This is a genomic window from Ramlibacter aquaticus, assembly GCF_015159745.1.
GTDB lineage: Bacteria > Pseudomonadota > Gammaproteobacteria > Burkholderiales > Burkholderiaceae_C > Ramlibacter > Ramlibacter aquaticus.
The window spans coordinates 1-14,124 of sequence record NZ_JADDOJ010000098.1 but is presented as its reverse complement, the minus strand read 5'-3'; the positions used below and the strand labels follow the sequence as shown (position 1 = coordinate 14,124).

The following is a 14,124-nucleotide window of genomic DNA, read 5'->3' as shown; positions in this document are numbered from 1 at the left end:
GTGGTGGCCGGTGCGGGTGCCGGGCTGCCGCCGGCCTCACCGCTGCTGCCGCTCTTGCTGCATCCCGCGATCGCAAACGCCATGGCCAGGGCCAGCGTGATGTGTTTCATGCACTTCTCCGGTTCAGGAAGAGGCCATTCTTGCGTGCCCCCCTGGCTGCGGCGTGTAGGCGGTTCATGACAGATTCCCGCCTGTCGCCAACCCGGTTGACGCCGCCGCGCGCACCGCCGAGCATGGCCGCATGGACATGCCCACCATCCAGCACATCCGCGCCTTCACCCTGCGGGGGGCCGGCGCCGACTACCACGACCAGGGCAGCGGCCACTGGATCGACGACCACATCTGGACGCCCATGGCCAAGTACCCCGAGTACCGGCAGAGCCGCCAGAGCTTCGGCATCAACGTGCTGGGGACCCTGCTGGTGGAGGTGGAGGCCAGCGACGGCACGGTGGGCTTTGCCGTCACCACCGGCGGCGAGCTGGGCTGCTGGATCGTCGAGAAGCACCTGGCGCGCTTCGTCGAAGGCCAGAAGGTCACCGACATCGAGAAGATCTGGGACCAGATGTACAACGCCACGCTGTACTACGGCCGCAAGGGCATCGTGCTCAACACCATCTCGGGCGTGGACCTGGCGCTCTGGGACCTGCTGGCCAAGGTGCGCGGCGAGCCGGTGCATGCGCTGCTGGGCGGGCCGGTGCGCGACGAGCTGCAGTTCTACATGACCGGCGCGCGGCCCGACCTGGCCAAGGCCCAGGGCTTCATCGGCGGCAAGCTGCCGCTGCACCACGGCCCCGCCGAGGGCCCGGAGGGCATGCGCAAGAACCTGGAACTGCTGGCCGCCATGCGGCGCCAGTGCGGCGACGATTTCTGGCTGATGTACGACTGCTGGATGGGCCTGGACCTGGACTACGCCACCCGCCTGGCCACCACCGCCTACAACGAGTTCGGCCTGAAGTGGATCGAGGAGGCGCTGCCGCCGGACGACTACTGGGGCTACGCCGACCTGCGGCGCAAGGTGCCGCCCGGCCTCCTGGTGACCACCGGGGAGCACGAGGCCACGCGCTGGGGCTTCCGGCTGCTGCTGGAGATGGGCTGCTGCGACATCCTGCAGCCCGACGTGGGCTGGTGCGGCGGCCTCACCGAACTGCTCAAGATCTCGGCGCTGGCTGACGCGCACGGCAAGCTGGTGGTGCCGCACGGCTCCTCGGTCTACAGCTACCACTTCGTGATCACCCGGCACAACAGCCCCTTCGCCGAATTCCTCAACATGTCGCCGGGCGCCGACCAGGTGGTGCCCATGTTCCATCCGCAGCTGCTGGACGAGCCGGTGCCGGTGAACGGGCGGCTGAAGGCCTCGGCGCTGGACAAGCCGGGTTTCGGCGTTCGGCTGAACCCCGATCTCGCGCTGCACCGGCCGCACACGCACTGAGCGCGTCGCGGATAAAAAAAGCCCGGCACGAGGCCGGGCTTCAAGTTCACACGGCCACTTTGGGAGACATAGCCGTGCTACCGTTCCACTTCGTCGGAACCACCTGACAGTAGCGCAAGGTGTCTGACCCGGGCCTGACCTCGTGTCCCGCGTTCAGGCGATTCCCCTCAGCCATTCCATCGTGTCCATGTCTCATCTTTTCTCGCCCTGGTCCCTGGGCGCGCTGTCCCTGCCCAACCGCATCGTGATCGCACCCATGTGCCAGTATTCGGCCGACGCGGGGAGCGCCAGCGACTGGCACACCGTGCACCTGGGCCAGCTGGCGCTCTCCGGCGCGGGCCTGCTGATCCTGGAGGCGACGGCAGTGACCGAGGCCGGCCGCATCTCGCCGACCGATCTGGGCTTGTACAACGACGCCAACGAGGAGGCGCTGCGCCGGGTGCTGGCCACGGTGCGCAAGCATTCGCCCATGGCCTTCGCCATCCAGCTGAGCCACGCCGGGCGCAAGGGCTCCAGCCGTGCGCCCTGGGACGGCGGCCAGCAGATTCCGCAGGCCGATCCGCAGGGCTGGCGCACCGAGGCGCCCTCCGCCCTGCCCCACTCCGAGCACGAGGAAGCGCCCGCCGCCCTGGACAGCGCCGGCCTGGCCCGGGTGAAGGGCGCCTTCGCGCAGGCCGCCGCCCGCGCCGCGCGCCTGGGCCTGGACGGCATCGAGCTGCACGGCGCGCACGGCTACCTGCTGCACCAGTTCCTGTCGCCCCTGGCCAACCAGCGCACCGACGCCTACGGCGGCTCGCTGGAGAACCGCATGCGCTTCCCGCTGGAGGTGTTCGACGCGGTGCGCGCGGCCTTCCCGGCCGATCGCCCGGTGTGGATGCGTCTGTCGGCCACCGACTGGGTGGACGGCGGCTGGACGCCCGAGGAAACCATCGCCCTGGGCCGCGCGCTCAGGGCGCGGGGCTGCGCGGCGCTGCACGTGTCCACGGGCGGCGTCTCGCCGCGGCAGAAGATACCGCTGGCCCCGGGCTACCAGGTCGAGTTCGCGGCCCGGGTGCGCGAGGGCACCGGCCTGCCGGTGATGGCCGTGGGCCTGATCACGGAGCCGGAACAGGCCGAGGCCATCGTCGCCACCGGCCAGGCCGACGCGGTGGCCCTGGCGCGCGGCATGCTGTACGACCCGCGCTGGCCCTGGCACGCGGCCGCCCGGCTGGGCGCGCAGGTGCAGGCTCCGCACCAGTACTGGCGCTGCCAGCCGCGCGAGCTCAAGTCGCTGTTCGAGAACGCCAGCTTCGGCCAGCGCTGAGCGCGTGCCCGGTCAGGGCACCGGCGTGAGCTTGGCGACGGCCAGCGCCAGCCACTTCACGCCGTGGCGGCTGAACTTCACCTGGGCACGGGCGTCGTCGCCGCTGCCCTCGATGCTGACCACGCTGCCTTCACCGAACTTGGTGTGGAACACCTTCATGCCGGCCTTCAGGCCCTGCGGCGTGCTGCGCTGCTCCGGGACCGGGGCCGGCGCCGGGGCGCGGTAACTGCCGCTGTAGCCGCCGCCACTGCCGCTGCCGCCGTAGCCACCGCCCCCGCCCCCGCGCGTGCTGCCGTAACCGGCGCCGAATCCGAAGGCCGAGCCGCCGAAGTTCTGGTTCTTGGGCGTCAGCCACTTCAGCGTTTCCTCGGGCAGCTCGTCGAAGAAGCGGCTGCGCACGTTGTAGCGGGTCTGGCCGTGCAGCAGGCGGGTCTGCGAGTAGCTCAGGTACAGGCGCTTGCGGGCCCGCGTGATCGCCACGTACATCAGGCGGCGCTCCTCCTCCAGCCCGTCCAGGTCGGCCATGGAGCGCTCGCTGGGGAACAGGCCCTCCTCCAGGCCGGTGATGAAGACGCCGTCGAACTCCAGGCCCTTGGCGGCGTGCACGGTCATCAGCTGCACCGCGTCCTGGCCCGCCTGCGCCTGGTTGTCGCCGGACTCCAGCGCCGCGTGCGTGAGGAAGGCGGCCAGCGGCGACAGCGTCTCGCCGGTCTCGGCATCGGGCGGCACGTAGTCGGGGGCCGGGATGTCCAGCACCGGCTGCGACGGGTCCAGCCCCTGGCTCACCGGCGATTGCGTGAGCGCCGCGCCGCCCAGCTCGTCGACGGGCAGCGCCACAGCGTCGCGGCCGAAGCCCTCCTGCGTGACGAAGCTCTCGGCGGCGTTGACCAGTTCCTCCAGGTTCTCGATGCGGTCGGCGCCTTCGCGCTCGGCCTTGTAGTGCTCGATCAGGCCGGACTCGGCCAGCACCTCGCCGATGATCTCGCGCAGCGACAGGCCCTGCGTGCGCTCGCGCAGGCCGGCGATCTTCTGCACGAAGGCCGCCAGGTTGGCGCCGGCCTTGCCGGTGGTGCCGGCCACCGCGTCGTGCAGCGAGCCGCCCAGCGCCTTGGCCGAATCCTGCAGCTGCTCCAGGCTGCGCGCGCCTATGCCGCGCGGCGGGAAGTTGACCACCCGCAGGAAGGAGGTGTCGTCGTGCGGGTTCTCCAGCAGGCGCATGTAGGCCAGCGCGTGCTTGATCTCGGCGCGCTCGAAGAAGCGCAGGCCGCCGTACACGCGGTAGGGCACGCCGACATTGAAGAGCGCTGTCTCGATCACCCGGCTCTGCGCGTTGCTGCGGTAGAGGATCGCGATCTCCTGCCGCGGGTAGCCCACCTCGGCGCCGCCGCGCACCAGGTGGCGCACCTCCTCCACCAGCCACTGCGCCTCGGCCATGTCGGTGGGCGCCTCGTATACGCGCACCGGCTCGCCGGGGCCCTGGTCGGTGCGCAGGTTCTTGCCCAGCCGGCCCTTGTTGTGGCTGATCAGCGCGTTGGCCGAATCGAGGATGTTGCTGTGGCTGCGGTAGTTCTGCTCCAGCTTGATCTGGTGGCGGACCTGGAACTCGCGCACGAAGTCGGCCATGTTGCCCACGCGGGCGCCGCGGAAGGCGTAGATGCTCTGGTCGTCGTCGCCCACCGCGAAGATGGAGTTGCCCTCGCCGGCGAACATCTTCAGCCAGGCGTACTGCAGGCGGTTGGTGTCCTGGAACTCGTCCACCAGCACGTGGCGGAAGCGCCGCTGGTAGTGCTCGCGGATCGGGTCGTTGTCGCGCAGGATCTCGTAGCTGCGCAGCATCAGCTCGCCGAAGTCGACCACGCCCTCGCGGTTGCACTGGTCCTCGTAGAGCTGGTAGACCTCGACCTTGCGGCGGTCCTCCTCGCTGCGCACCTCCACCGCGTTGGGCCGCAGGCCGTCCTCCTTGCAGCCGGCGATGAACCACTGCATCTCCTTGGGCGGAAAGCGCTCCTCGTCGACGTTGAACTGCTTCATCACCCGCTTGATGGCGGAGAGCTGGTCCTGCGTGTCCAGGATCTGGAAGGACTGGGGCAGCGCCGCCAGCCGCCAGTGCGCGCGCAGGAAGCGGTTGCACAGGCCGTGGAAGGTGCCTATCCACATGCCGCGCACGTTGACCGGCAGCATGGCCTGCAGCCGCGTCATCATTTCCTTGGCGGCCTTGTTGGTGAAGGTCACAGCCATCACGCCGCCGGGGCCCAGCTGGCCGGTGGTCAGCAGCCAGGCGATGCGCGTGGTCAGCACGCGCGTCTTGCCCGAGCCGGCCCCCGCCAGGATGAGCGCGTGCTCGTTGGGCAGGGTCACCGCGGCGCGCTGCTCGGGATTGAGGTTGGCCAGCAGCGGCGTTTCATCGACATCTGGGAACATACGGCATTGTAGGAAGCCCGCATGCCCCAGCACCCCCGGTCCCCCGCCGTTCCGTCCGCGTACTGCGCGGGCCCCGCTGCCTCGGCAGCCATCTCCCGTCCCGCGACGGGCGGACCGGCAGCGCCCCTGCAGCGGCGGCACCGGACCGGGCGCCCTGCGCGCAGCGCCGCGCTGCTGGCGCTGGGCCTGGTGCTGGGCGCGGCGGCGGCCGCGGCGGGGCTGCCGCCCGCCTCCTGCTCGAGTGACGGCCAGGCCCGGCCCGTGGCCCTGCTGGAGCGCTTCACCAGCGCGGACTGCGAATCCTGCTGGGCCGACCGTGCCACCCCGGCCGCGCGCCGCGGCGAGCTGGCGCTGGACTGGGTGGTGCCCAGCGCGCGGGGCGACGAGGCCCCGCTCTCCGCCGCGGCGCTGCCCGAAGCGCGCGAGCGCCTGGACGCCCTGCACCAGCCCGGTCCGGCGCCGGCCTCCAGCCTGCGCTCGCCGGTGCTGGCGTCGGGCCAGACGCTGCGCGTCGCCCTGGGGCTGCCGCTCAACGACTACATAGGCGCCACGCTGGCCTTGCGGCCCGCCGGGGCCGGGCCCTGGTCGGCCTGGCTGGTGCTGGTGGAGCGCGTGCCCGCCGGCGAGGAAGGCTCGCCGGTGCCGCGGCAGGTCGCGCGGGCGGTGTTCAGGCCGGACTGGGACGCGCCGGCATCTGGCGTGCGCCGCGAGCTGCGCGCACTGCGCATTCCCGAGGGCGCCAAGCCCGAGCGGCTCTCGCTGCTGGCCTGGGTGCAGGACGCGCGGGGCCGCGTGGTGGCGGCGGCGCAGTCGGCCTGCGCAAGCGGCACGGGCGGGCGCTAGCCGCCTGCGCGCCCGGGCCGCGGGCACAAGCGGTAGAATCAGGCACCGGGCCCAAGCATTGCGGCCCGGTTTGCGTTCCGGCCCCTCCTCCTGGATGGCGCGCCGCAACCGCCGGGCCAGATCCAAGCGCTCATTCGTTCTTCAACGATCCTTACGGAGCTTGGTTTTATGGAAATCTTCGACTACGACAACGTGCTGCTGCTGCCGCGCAAGTGCCGCGTGGAGAGCCGCTCGGAATGCGACGCGAGCGTGACCCTGGGCGGGCGCAGCTTCCGCATCCCCGTGGTGCCCGCGAACATGAAGACGGTGGTGGACGACAAGATCTGCCTGTGGCTGGCGCAGAACGGCTACTTCTACGTGATGCACCGCTTCGACCTCGACAACGTGGTCTTCGTGCGACGCATGCACGAGCAGGGCGCGTACGCCTCCATCTCGCTGGGCGTGAAGAAGCCCGACTACGACACCGTCGACCGCCTGGTCGCCGAAGGCCTGGTGCCCGAGTACATCACCATCGACATCGCGCACGGCCACGCCGACAGCGTGAAGGCGATGATCGAATACCTCAAGCAGAAGATGCCCGCCGCGTTCGTGATCGCCGGCAACGTGGGCACGCCCGAGGCCGTGATCGACCTGGAGAACTGGGGCGCGGACGCGACCAAGGTGGGCATTGGCCCGGGCAAGGTCTGCATCACCCGCATGAAGACCGGCTTCGGCACCGGCGGCTGGCAGCTCTCGGCGCTCAAGTGGTGCGCGCGCGTGGCCACCAAGCCCATCATCGCCGACGGCGGCATCCGCGAGCACGGCGACATCGCCAAGAGCATCCGCTTCGGCGCCACCATGGTGATGATCGGCTCCATGCTGGCCGGGCACGAGGAGTCGCCCGGCTCCACCGTGGAGGTCGACGGCCGGCTCTTCAAGGAGTACTACGGCAGCGCTTCCGACTTCAACAAGGGCGAGTACCGCCACGTCGAAGGCAAGCGCATCCTGGAGCCGGTCAAGGGCAAGATCGCCGACACCCTGCGCGAGATGCAGGAAGACGTGCAGAGCTCGATCAGCTACGCCGGCGGCCGCCGCCTGATGGACATCCGCAAGGTGAACTACGTGATCCTGGGTGGCGACAACGCAGGCGAGCACCTGCTGATGTGAGCCCGGGCGCCCGGCGGACCCGGGCGCCACGGCGCGGGCAGGCTCAGGCCCGCAGCAGCTCCAGCGCCAGCTTGTGCAGGTGGTGCTGGGGGTCGGCCAGCGGCTCCAGCACGCTGAAGTGGTTCAGGCCGGCGAGGTCCTCGCAGACCGGCACCACCTTCTTGCCCCAGGCCTTCTGGATCAGGTGGTTGTGGCGGATGAACTCGTCGCTCTCGTCCGCGCCGGCCACAGAGTACAGCACCCCCTGCTGCGGCGCCGGCATGTGGGCGGGGCTGGCCATCAGCGCATGGCGCGAACTCAGCTGCAGCGAGGCGCGCAGGTAGGGCACCAGCGAGACGGGCTCCAGGTCGTACAGGCCGGAGATGGACAGCGCGTTGCGCACCACCTGGCGCGGCAGGTCGAAGCCGTAGGCGTCCCAGATGCAGGAGAGCATCATCGCCGCCAAGTGGCCGCCAGCGGAGTGGCCCACCACCGTGATGCGTGAGGGATCGCCGCCATGGCGCGCGATGTTGCGCCATGTCCAGGCCACGGCACTCACCATCTGCATCACGATGTCGGGGATGGTCACGGCCGGGCACAGCGCGTAGTTGGGCACCACCACGCACACGCCCTCGCGGTTGAAGGAGGGCGCGATGAACACGTGCTCGCGCTTGTCCAGGGAACGCCAGTAGCCGCCGTGGATGAAGATCATCACCGGCGCCGGCCCGGCGGTATCGGCCGGGAAGATGTCCAGGTGCTCGTTGGGACCCGGGCCGTAGCGCACGTCGATCTCGCAAGGATGGCTGCGCATCGCCTCCACGCCCCACTCGGTCCAGCGGCGGAAGTAATCGGCGTGGTCCGGCACCAGCGCGCGGTTGTTGTACATGCGGTCCAGCCACTCGGGGTCGTGGAAGCGTTCGTCGATCGCCATGCGTCCTCCGTTCTGTGCGAAGCACAGCCTTGGAACGATTGTAGGAGCGCGGCTCGCGGGCTGCCGGGCCAGGGTCCGCAGCCGTTTCTCGCAAGCCGGATGTGCAAGGCGCGAAAAACCCCGCCGGGATTTGCTACAATGCGAGGCTGTTGTGGGGGGGTAGCTCAGCTGGGAGAGCGTCGCGTTCGCAATGCGAAGGTCGGGAGTTCGATCCTCCTCCTCTCCACCACAACACGGTTAACGAAAGAACGTGGGTTCTTAGCTCAGTTGGTAGAGCAGCGGACTCTTAATCCGTAGGTCGTAGGTTCGAATCCTACAGGACCCACCACCTTCACGACGGCTTGCCACGGCAAGCCGTTTTTCATGGCGGATCCCCCGCGCAGCAAGGACCCTCCCCGTGTCCACCCGGCTCCACACCGCACCGCTACAGCGCCTGCCCTGCACCCTCGGCCTCGCCGGGGACGCCGGCCCGGGCGGCATGGATGTGGCCGAGCGCTTCGGGCTGTGGCTGGGCACCCTGGACGCGATCGGCCTGCGCGCGGCCCTGGAGTCGCTGCAGGCGCCCCGCCCGGCACGGGCCTCGGCGGGGCCGCGGTCCGGGGCACCCGCCCTGGCCGAGGACCTGCAACGCGTGCAGGGCGCGGCCCGGGCCGCCATCGCCCGGGACGTGGACCTGGATCTCGGCCGCGAGCCGGACGGACGTCCCGGCTTCTCCCCCTGGCGCCAGCGCCATCTCGAACTGCAGCGCCTCATCGCCCCCATGGTCGAGGGCCTGCGCGACCACGTGCGGCAGGCGCTCGCGCGGAGCTCGCCGCGCCTGGCCCGCCTCGCCGCGCTGGACGCCGCGCTCGCGCCCGTGGTGGGCCGCCGTGAACAGGCGCTGTGGCCCACGCTGGCGACGCTGCTGGAGCGGCGCTTCCTGCAGCTGCGGCGCGAGGCCGACGGCGACGCCTGGCTGGACGACTTCGGACGCGAGTGGCGCCAGGCCCTGACGCTGGAGCTCGAGCTGCGGCTGGCGCCGGTGGCCGGCCTGGTGGAAGCCTTCTATTCGCAAGACAACGATGAATCGCACAAGGGTTAGCGGATGAGCAATCGCATCTTTGCCGGGGCCTTCGCCCTCGGCCTGGCGGCCGCCCTCTGGGTCGGCTGGGGCTTCGTCGCCACGCACGGGCTGGCCCTGGCGATGACCCTCGCCATCCTGGCCACCTACCTGGCGGGCAGCCAGGAGCTGCGCCAGTACCGGGCCGCGACGCAGGGCCTGGCCCGTGTGCTGGACGCCACCGGCGACGCGCCCGCGGAGCTGCCGGCCTGGCTGGCGCAACTGCCGCCCGTGCTGCGCGAGCCGGTGCGGCTGCGCGTCGAGACGGGGCGCGGCGCCCTGCCCGCCCCGGCGCTCACGCCCTACCTCGCTGGCCTGCTGGTCATGGTGGGCATGCTGGGCACCTTCCTGGGCATGGTGCTGACCTTCCGTGGCACCGTGTTCGCGCTCGAGGGCTCGGCCGACTTGCAGGCCATGCGCGCCGCGCTGGCGGAGCCGATCAAGGGGCTGGGCCTGTCCTTCGGCACGTCCGTGGCCGGCGTGGCGACCTCGGCCATGCTGGGCCTGATGGCCGCCATCGCGCGGCGCGAGCGCCTGGATGTGGCGCGCCGCCTGGACCAGGTGGCCGCCGGGCCGCTGCTGCCCTTCTCGGGCGCCCAACAGCGCACGGACGCGCTGCGCGGCCTGCAGGCCCAGGCGGGCGCCCTGCCCGGCGTCGCCGAGCGCCTGGCCAGCCTGGCCCAGGGGCTGGAGGAGCGGCACGCGGCGCTGGCCCGCCAGCTCGCGCAATCGCAGGCCGACTTCCACCGCGAGGCGGCCGCGTCGTACGCTGCCCTGGCCGAGCGTGTCGCCGGCACGCTGCAGGAAAGCCTCTCGGCCGGCTCGCGGGCCGCCGGGGCGAGCCTGCTGCCGGTGCTCGAATCGGCCATGCAGCGCATCGAGCAGCAGGCCCTGGCGTCGCAGGCACGCACCGAGGCGCTGGCGCGCGAGCAGGTGGACGCGCTGTCGCAGCGGCTGGACACCACCGCCGCGGGCGTGCACGAGGCATGGCATGGCGCCCTGGCGGCCCAGGGGGCCTCGGCGGAGCGCCAGGCCACGCAGCTGGCCAGCACGCTGGAAGGCTTCAGCAGCCGGTTTGAAGCCGGCAGCCAGCGGCTGATCGCTGAACTCGCGGGCCGGACCACGCAGATGGCGGAGGGCGTCGAGGCCCAGGTCACGCGCCTGCTGGCCGGCGCGCAGCAACAGCTGGCGCAGGCCCTGGAGGGCACGCAGTCGCGCCTGGCGCAGCTGATGGACGCCAGCCGCGGCGCGCTGGGCGAGGCGCTGGCCGAGACCGGGGCCCAGCTGGCCCGCGGGCTCGAGGGCTCGCAGGCGCAGCTCACGCAGGGCCTCGCGGCGTCCCACGCGCAGGTGCGTGAACTGCTGGAAACGACCCAGGCCCAGCTGGGCCAGGCGGTTGGCACGCTGCAGGCCCAGCTGTCGCAGGTCTCGCGCGAGATGCAAGGCCAGCTGGAACGCTCGGCCGGCGAGATGCAGTCGCAGCTCGCGCGTTCCACGGGCGAGACCCAGTCGCAGCTCGCGCAGGCGGCCGCGCAGACCCAGGCGCAGCTGGCGCAGGTTTCGGCGCTGGCCCAGGAGCGGCTGGAACACGCAGCCGAAGCCACGCAGGCCGGCCTGCTGGGCGCGGCCGAAAGCACCCAGGCCCGGTTGGCGCAGGCCGCCGACAGCGCGGCCGGCCACTTGATGCGCCTGGCCGAGGGCTCGCAGGACCAGCTCGCACGGTTGCGCGACGAGGAAGCCGCGCGCGGCGCCGCCGCCCTGGAGCGGCTGGCCGCGCTCGAGGCGGCCGTGGCCGGCCACCTGGCCGCGCTGGGCAGCTCGCTGGAGGCGCCGCTGGCGCGCCTGCTGCAGGCCTCGGCGGAAGTGCCGCAGGCCGGGGCCGAGCTGCTGGCGCGCCTGCGCCAGGAGATGAGCGCTCTGGCCGAGCGCGACCAGGTCACGCTGCAGGAACGCAGCGTGCTGCTGGAGCGCCTGGGGACGCTGGTGGACGCCCTGCAGCGCTCCACGGGCGAGCAGCAGGCCGCGGTGGAGTCGCTCGCCGGCGCTGCGTCGGGCCTGATCCAGCAGGCGGCGGAACGCTTCGAGCAGGCCCTGCAGGCACAGTCGCAGGAATCGGCGGACGCAGGCGCGCACCTGCAGGCCGGGGCCATCGAGCTCTCCAGCCTGGCCCAGGCCTTCGCCACCGCCATGCAGCAGTTCCAGGGCGGCAACGAGCGCCTGCTGGCCACGCTGCAGCAGGTGGAGACCGCGATCGAGCGCTCGGCCGCGCGCAGCGACGAGCAGCTCGCCTATTACGTGGCGCAGGCGCGCGAGGTCATCGACCTCAGCATCGCCTCCCAGCAGGGGCTGGTCGACAGCTTGCGCGAGGCCACCAGCGCGCGTGCGGCGCGTGAGCTGCGGGAAGTGCAGGCGTGAGCGCGCTCGAGGACGGCAGCGCGGACGAGGGCCTGGCCGCGCCGGTCTGGACGGTCTTCGGCGACCTCATGTCCGGCCTGGTCGGGGCGTTCGTCCTGGTGCTGGTGGGCGTGCTGGTGCTGCAGATGCAGCTGGCCGCCAGCCTGGAGACCGAGGTGCGTCGGCGCGAAGCCGAAGAGCAGCGTCGCATGGCCCTGGAGAAGGCCCTGGCCGGACCGCTCGCCAGTGGCCGCATCACGCTGGACGGCGGGCGCATCGGCATCAGCGGCAGCGTGCTGTTCCCGCTCAACTCGGACGAACTGCGCCCCGAGGGCCGGCAGCTGCTGCGCAGCCTGGTGCAACCGCTGCGCATCTACCTGGGCGAGCGCAACGAGATCCTGATGGTCAGCGGCTTCACGGACGATGCGCCCATCCAGCGCGGCAACACGCGCTACGCCGACAACCTGGAGCTGTCGGCGCAGCGCGCGCTCACGGTGACGCGGGCCCTGGTCGAGGAGGGCATGCCGGCGGCGCGCCTGTTCGCCGCCGCGTTCGGCCCTGAACAGCCGGTCGCGCCCAACACCACCGAAGCGGGCCGCGCGCGCAACCGCCGCGTCGAGATGGCGCCCGTTCCTCGGCCGACGAACACGCTGGCTGCGGGCGCGGCCGCGCCCCGCTGACCCATGGACGACCAGGCCCGCGACCGCAGGCTGGCCGAACTCCAGGCCCTGGACGCACCCGCGCTGGCCGATGCGCTGGACCGGCTGGAACAACGCGGTGCCGACCGCCGGGCGCCCCTGCCTTTCACACTGGCGCGCGCCCTTCACGCTCGACTGGACGGCCTGGCCCCGGCCGTGGCCGTGCACGTGCGCAGGCGTCTGGCCGCAGCACTGGACGACTGCGAGGCGGCGCTGGAGGCACGCCGTCCGGTGCGTGCAGCGCCCCGTGCGCCGGGCGGCCGTGCATCGCCCCTGGCGGGCTTGAATGCGCACATCCGCCAGGCCACCGCGCGGCCCGAGGCCCTGGCGACGGAACTGGCGAGCGCGGCACGCTTTCGCCAGGCCCTGGCCCGGCAGCAGGCCCTGCAGCGCACCGAGCAGGCGCAGGCGCGCAAGCCGCGCAATGCCGGTCCGCTTAATTCGCATGCGATCGCGCTGGAATGCCTGGCGCAGATGCAGGCCTTGTCACCCGCCTACCTGCAGCAGTTCCTGCAGCAGGTCGAGGCCCTGCAGTGGCTGGAGCACCTGCAAGGCCAACCCCTGGCGCAGCCGGCGGGCAAGGGGGCGTCCGGGACGCCCGCGGGGACGCGCACCACGGCGCGAGTCCGGGCGGCCAAGGGAAAGCCGGGCAAGGGCTGAAGGTCGCTGGCGGCTGTGCGAGTGGCCTCGCCGGCCAGGCAGTCGCAGGACGTTCGAGAGTCCCCCAGCGCACCAGCGGCACACACCGAGCGCCCTCCGTTCCCAGCGCGCTTGGCGCTGCGCCACCACGGTTCTTGCGGCCCACGGCCCCCCTGCCTTTTTCTTGGGCACTCCGCGCAAACCCAAGCCTGGCGCGGCCTGGCGGGTTTACCCACGCAGCTGTCCACAGCCTCACCCACAGGCGATGGGGGTAACTCCGTCGGGGCTCCGCCAACCAGGCTGGCAGGCGCGCGTTGGTACCCGCCCATCGGCGGTCCGAATCCCCGCGCCTGCTGCAGCCCCGCCCGATCTACGTTCTCCGCCACCGTCCGACCAGGACAACGAGGGAGATGCGATGTTCAAGCGCACAACGAGCGCCGGGGGCTGGCTCTTGCCAGAGTTCAGCGCCTTCGACCACACCCTGCTGGGTGTCCTTGTCTGCGTTGCTGCCGCAGCGGCCTGGCCCCGGGTCGAACAACAACTCACGCACCGTCGCCTGGCCAACGAGGTGGACGCTTTCGTGCAGGACTTCCTTCGCGCCAGGGATTACGCACAGGCGAGGCACATCGCGGTGGAGTTCTGCGCGAGCGATGCAGCGGGCCGCGACTGCGCAGCGCAGGGGGACTGGGCCTCAGGCTGGATCGCGCGGCCTGCGGCTTTTTCAGCTGGCACCGACTCACCGTCGCGGGCGGGTGCAGCGTCGCCATCCATCCCGGGTGAACGGTTGCTGGCCACGCGTGCCTGGTCCAGCGGCGACAGCCTGGTCGCTGTGGCGCCGGCCAGGCTCTCGCGAATCGTGATCGGGCCCGAGGGCCACGTGGAAGGTCTGCCGGGCGCGCTGGTGACCTGGGTGGCACGGCCGGCCTCCCGCGAGCCTGGCATGGTGCGCTGCGTACGAATCAGCGGGTTGGGCACGCCCATGGTCGATGACCACGAGTCGGGCTGCCGCTAAGGCGCCAAAAATCGGTGCTTGCCAGGGGCGCCGCTGTCAGAAATCAATGCTTAAGGACGCGCGCCCCAGCGGTGCTCCAGCGCATGTGCCAGCGCAGATGCCCGCTGTGCCGTTGCAGCGCAATGAGGTCGCACAAAGACAAAAGCCCGCCTTTTGAGGGGCGGGCTTTTGAGGGCTGTAAGAGCCTGACGATGTCCTACTTTCACACGGGAACCCGCACTATCATCGGC

11 protein-coding genes and 2 tRNA genes are annotated in these 14,124 nt (G+C 71.6%); 11 read left to right on the top strand and 2 right to left on the bottom strand.

Annotation, left to right across the window (positions count from 1 at the left end; translation table 11 throughout):
• Positions 1-241 precede the first annotated feature (241 nt).
• Both rhmD and IM725_RS17785 read left to right on the top strand, forming a co-directional pair.
• Entirely contained in the window at positions 242-1,429 is a 1,188-nt protein-coding gene (rhmD, locus tag IM725_RS17790; RefSeq protein ID WP_193781977.1) for an L-rhamnonate dehydratase, read from the top strand.
• Positions 1,430-1,616: 187 nt separating this feature from the next.
• Positions 1,617-2,732 carry an NADH:flavin oxidoreductase/NADH oxidase gene (locus IM725_RS17785; protein WP_193781976.1) on the top strand — a complete coding sequence of 372 codons (1,116 nt, stop codon included), beginning with the start codon at positions 1,617-1,619 and terminating at the stop codon, positions 2,730-2,732.
• A 12-nt stretch (positions 2,733-2,744) separates the two neighbouring features.
• Here the strand turns inward: IM725_RS17785 and IM725_RS17780 are convergent, their stop codons facing one another.
• Positions 2,745-5,153, bottom strand: a complete 2,409-nt coding sequence (locus IM725_RS17780) for a UvrD-helicase domain-containing protein (protein WP_193781975.1) — start codon at positions 5,151-5,153, stop codon at positions 2,745-2,747.
• Between the two features lie 21 nt (positions 5,154-5,174).
• Here IM725_RS17780 and IM725_RS17775 point away from each other — a divergent pair, with 21 nt between their 5' ends.
• Together IM725_RS17775 and IM725_RS17770 are read left to right on the top strand one after the other, a co-directional pair.
• Positions 5,175-5,996, top strand: coding sequence for a hypothetical protein (locus IM725_RS17775; protein ID WP_227753912.1), 822 nt, complete (start codon positions 5,175-5,177; stop codon positions 5,994-5,996).
• 168 nt (positions 5,997-6,164) lie between these two features.
• A complete protein-coding gene (locus tag IM725_RS17770; protein WP_193781974.1) occupies positions 6,165-7,142 on the top strand; it encodes a GMP reductase in 978 nt (325 codons plus the stop codon).
• 43 nt (positions 7,143-7,185) lie between these two features.
• Here IM725_RS17770 and IM725_RS17765 read toward each other — a convergent pair whose 3' ends face one another.
• Positions 7,186-8,052: an alpha/beta hydrolase gene (locus tag IM725_RS17765; protein WP_193781973.1), complete on the bottom strand. Its 867-nt coding sequence runs from the start codon at positions 8,050-8,052 to the stop codon at positions 7,186-7,188.
• A 153-nt stretch (positions 8,053-8,205) separates the two neighbouring features.
• On the opposite strand from IM725_RS17765, the gene IM725_RS17760 reads away from it, so the two are divergent.
• The 7 genes from IM725_RS17760 (at position 8,206) to IM725_RS17730 (ending at position 13,894) form a co-directional block, all read left to right on the top strand.
• Positions 8,206-8,281 (top strand) — tRNA-Ala (locus IM725_RS17760).
• Positions 8,282-8,304: 23 nt separating this feature from the next.
• A tRNA-Lys gene (locus IM725_RS17755) sits at positions 8,305-8,380 on the top strand.
• 69 nt (positions 8,381-8,449) lie between these two features.
• Positions 8,450-9,133, top strand: coding sequence for a DUF3348 family protein (locus IM725_RS17750; protein WP_193781972.1), 684 nt, complete (start codon positions 8,450-8,452; stop codon positions 9,131-9,133).
• Between the two features lie 3 nt (positions 9,134-9,136).
• Entirely contained in the window at positions 9,137-11,566 is a 2,430-nt protein-coding gene (locus IM725_RS17745; RefSeq protein WP_193781971.1) for a DUF802 domain-containing protein, read from the top strand.
• Positions 11,563-12,225 carry an OmpA family protein gene (locus IM725_RS17740; protein ID WP_193781970.1) on the top strand — a complete coding sequence of 221 codons (663 nt, stop codon included), beginning with the start codon at positions 11,563-11,565 and terminating at the stop codon, positions 12,223-12,225. The genes IM725_RS17745 and IM725_RS17740 overlap by 4 nt, the downstream gene beginning before the upstream one ends.
• Before the next feature lie 3 nt (positions 12,226-12,228).
• On the top strand, positions 12,229-12,903 hold the full coding sequence (locus IM725_RS17735) for a DUF2894 domain-containing protein (protein WP_193781969.1): 675 nt from the start codon (positions 12,229-12,231) through the stop codon (positions 12,901-12,903).
• 394 nt (positions 12,904-13,297) lie between these two features.
• The gene (locus tag IM725_RS17730; RefSeq protein WP_193781968.1) at positions 13,298-13,894 is read left to right on the top strand and encodes a GspH/FimT family protein; all 597 of its coding nucleotides are present in this window, start codon (positions 13,298-13,300) and stop codon (positions 13,892-13,894) included.
• Positions 13,895-14,124: the final 230 nt, after the last annotated feature.

Excerpts from the sequence above, each read along its gene's own strand:
- rhmD (WP_193781977.1), top strand. The coding sequence starts at position 242 with ATGGACATGCCCACCATCCAGCACATCCGCGCCTTCACCCTGCGGGGG.
- IM725_RS17785 (WP_193781976.1), top strand. The coding sequence starts at position 1,617 with ATGTCTCATCTTTTCTCGCCCTGGTCCCTGGGCGCGCTGTCCCTGCCC.
- IM725_RS17780 (WP_193781975.1), bottom strand. The coding sequence starts at position 5,153 with ATGTTCCCAGATGTCGATGAAACGCCGCTGCTGGCCAACCTCAATCCC.
- IM725_RS17775 (WP_227753912.1), top strand. The coding sequence starts at position 5,175 with ATGCCCCAGCACCCCCGGTCCCCCGCCGTTCCGTCCGCGTACTGCGCG.
- IM725_RS17770 (WP_193781974.1), top strand. The coding sequence starts at position 6,165 with ATGGAAATCTTCGACTACGACAACGTGCTGCTGCTGCCGCGCAAGTGC.
- IM725_RS17765 (WP_193781973.1), bottom strand. The coding sequence starts at position 8,052 with ATGGCGATCGACGAACGCTTCCACGACCCCGAGTGGCTGGACCGCATG.
- IM725_RS17745 (WP_193781971.1), top strand. The coding sequence starts at position 9,137 with ATGAGCAATCGCATCTTTGCCGGGGCCTTCGCCCTCGGCCTGGCGGCC.
- IM725_RS17735 (WP_193781969.1), top strand. The coding sequence starts at position 12,229 with ATGGACGACCAGGCCCGCGACCGCAGGCTGGCCGAACTCCAGGCCCTG.
- IM725_RS17730 (WP_193781968.1), top strand. The coding sequence starts at position 13,298 with ATGTTCAAGCGCACAACGAGCGCCGGGGGCTGGCTCTTGCCAGAGTTC.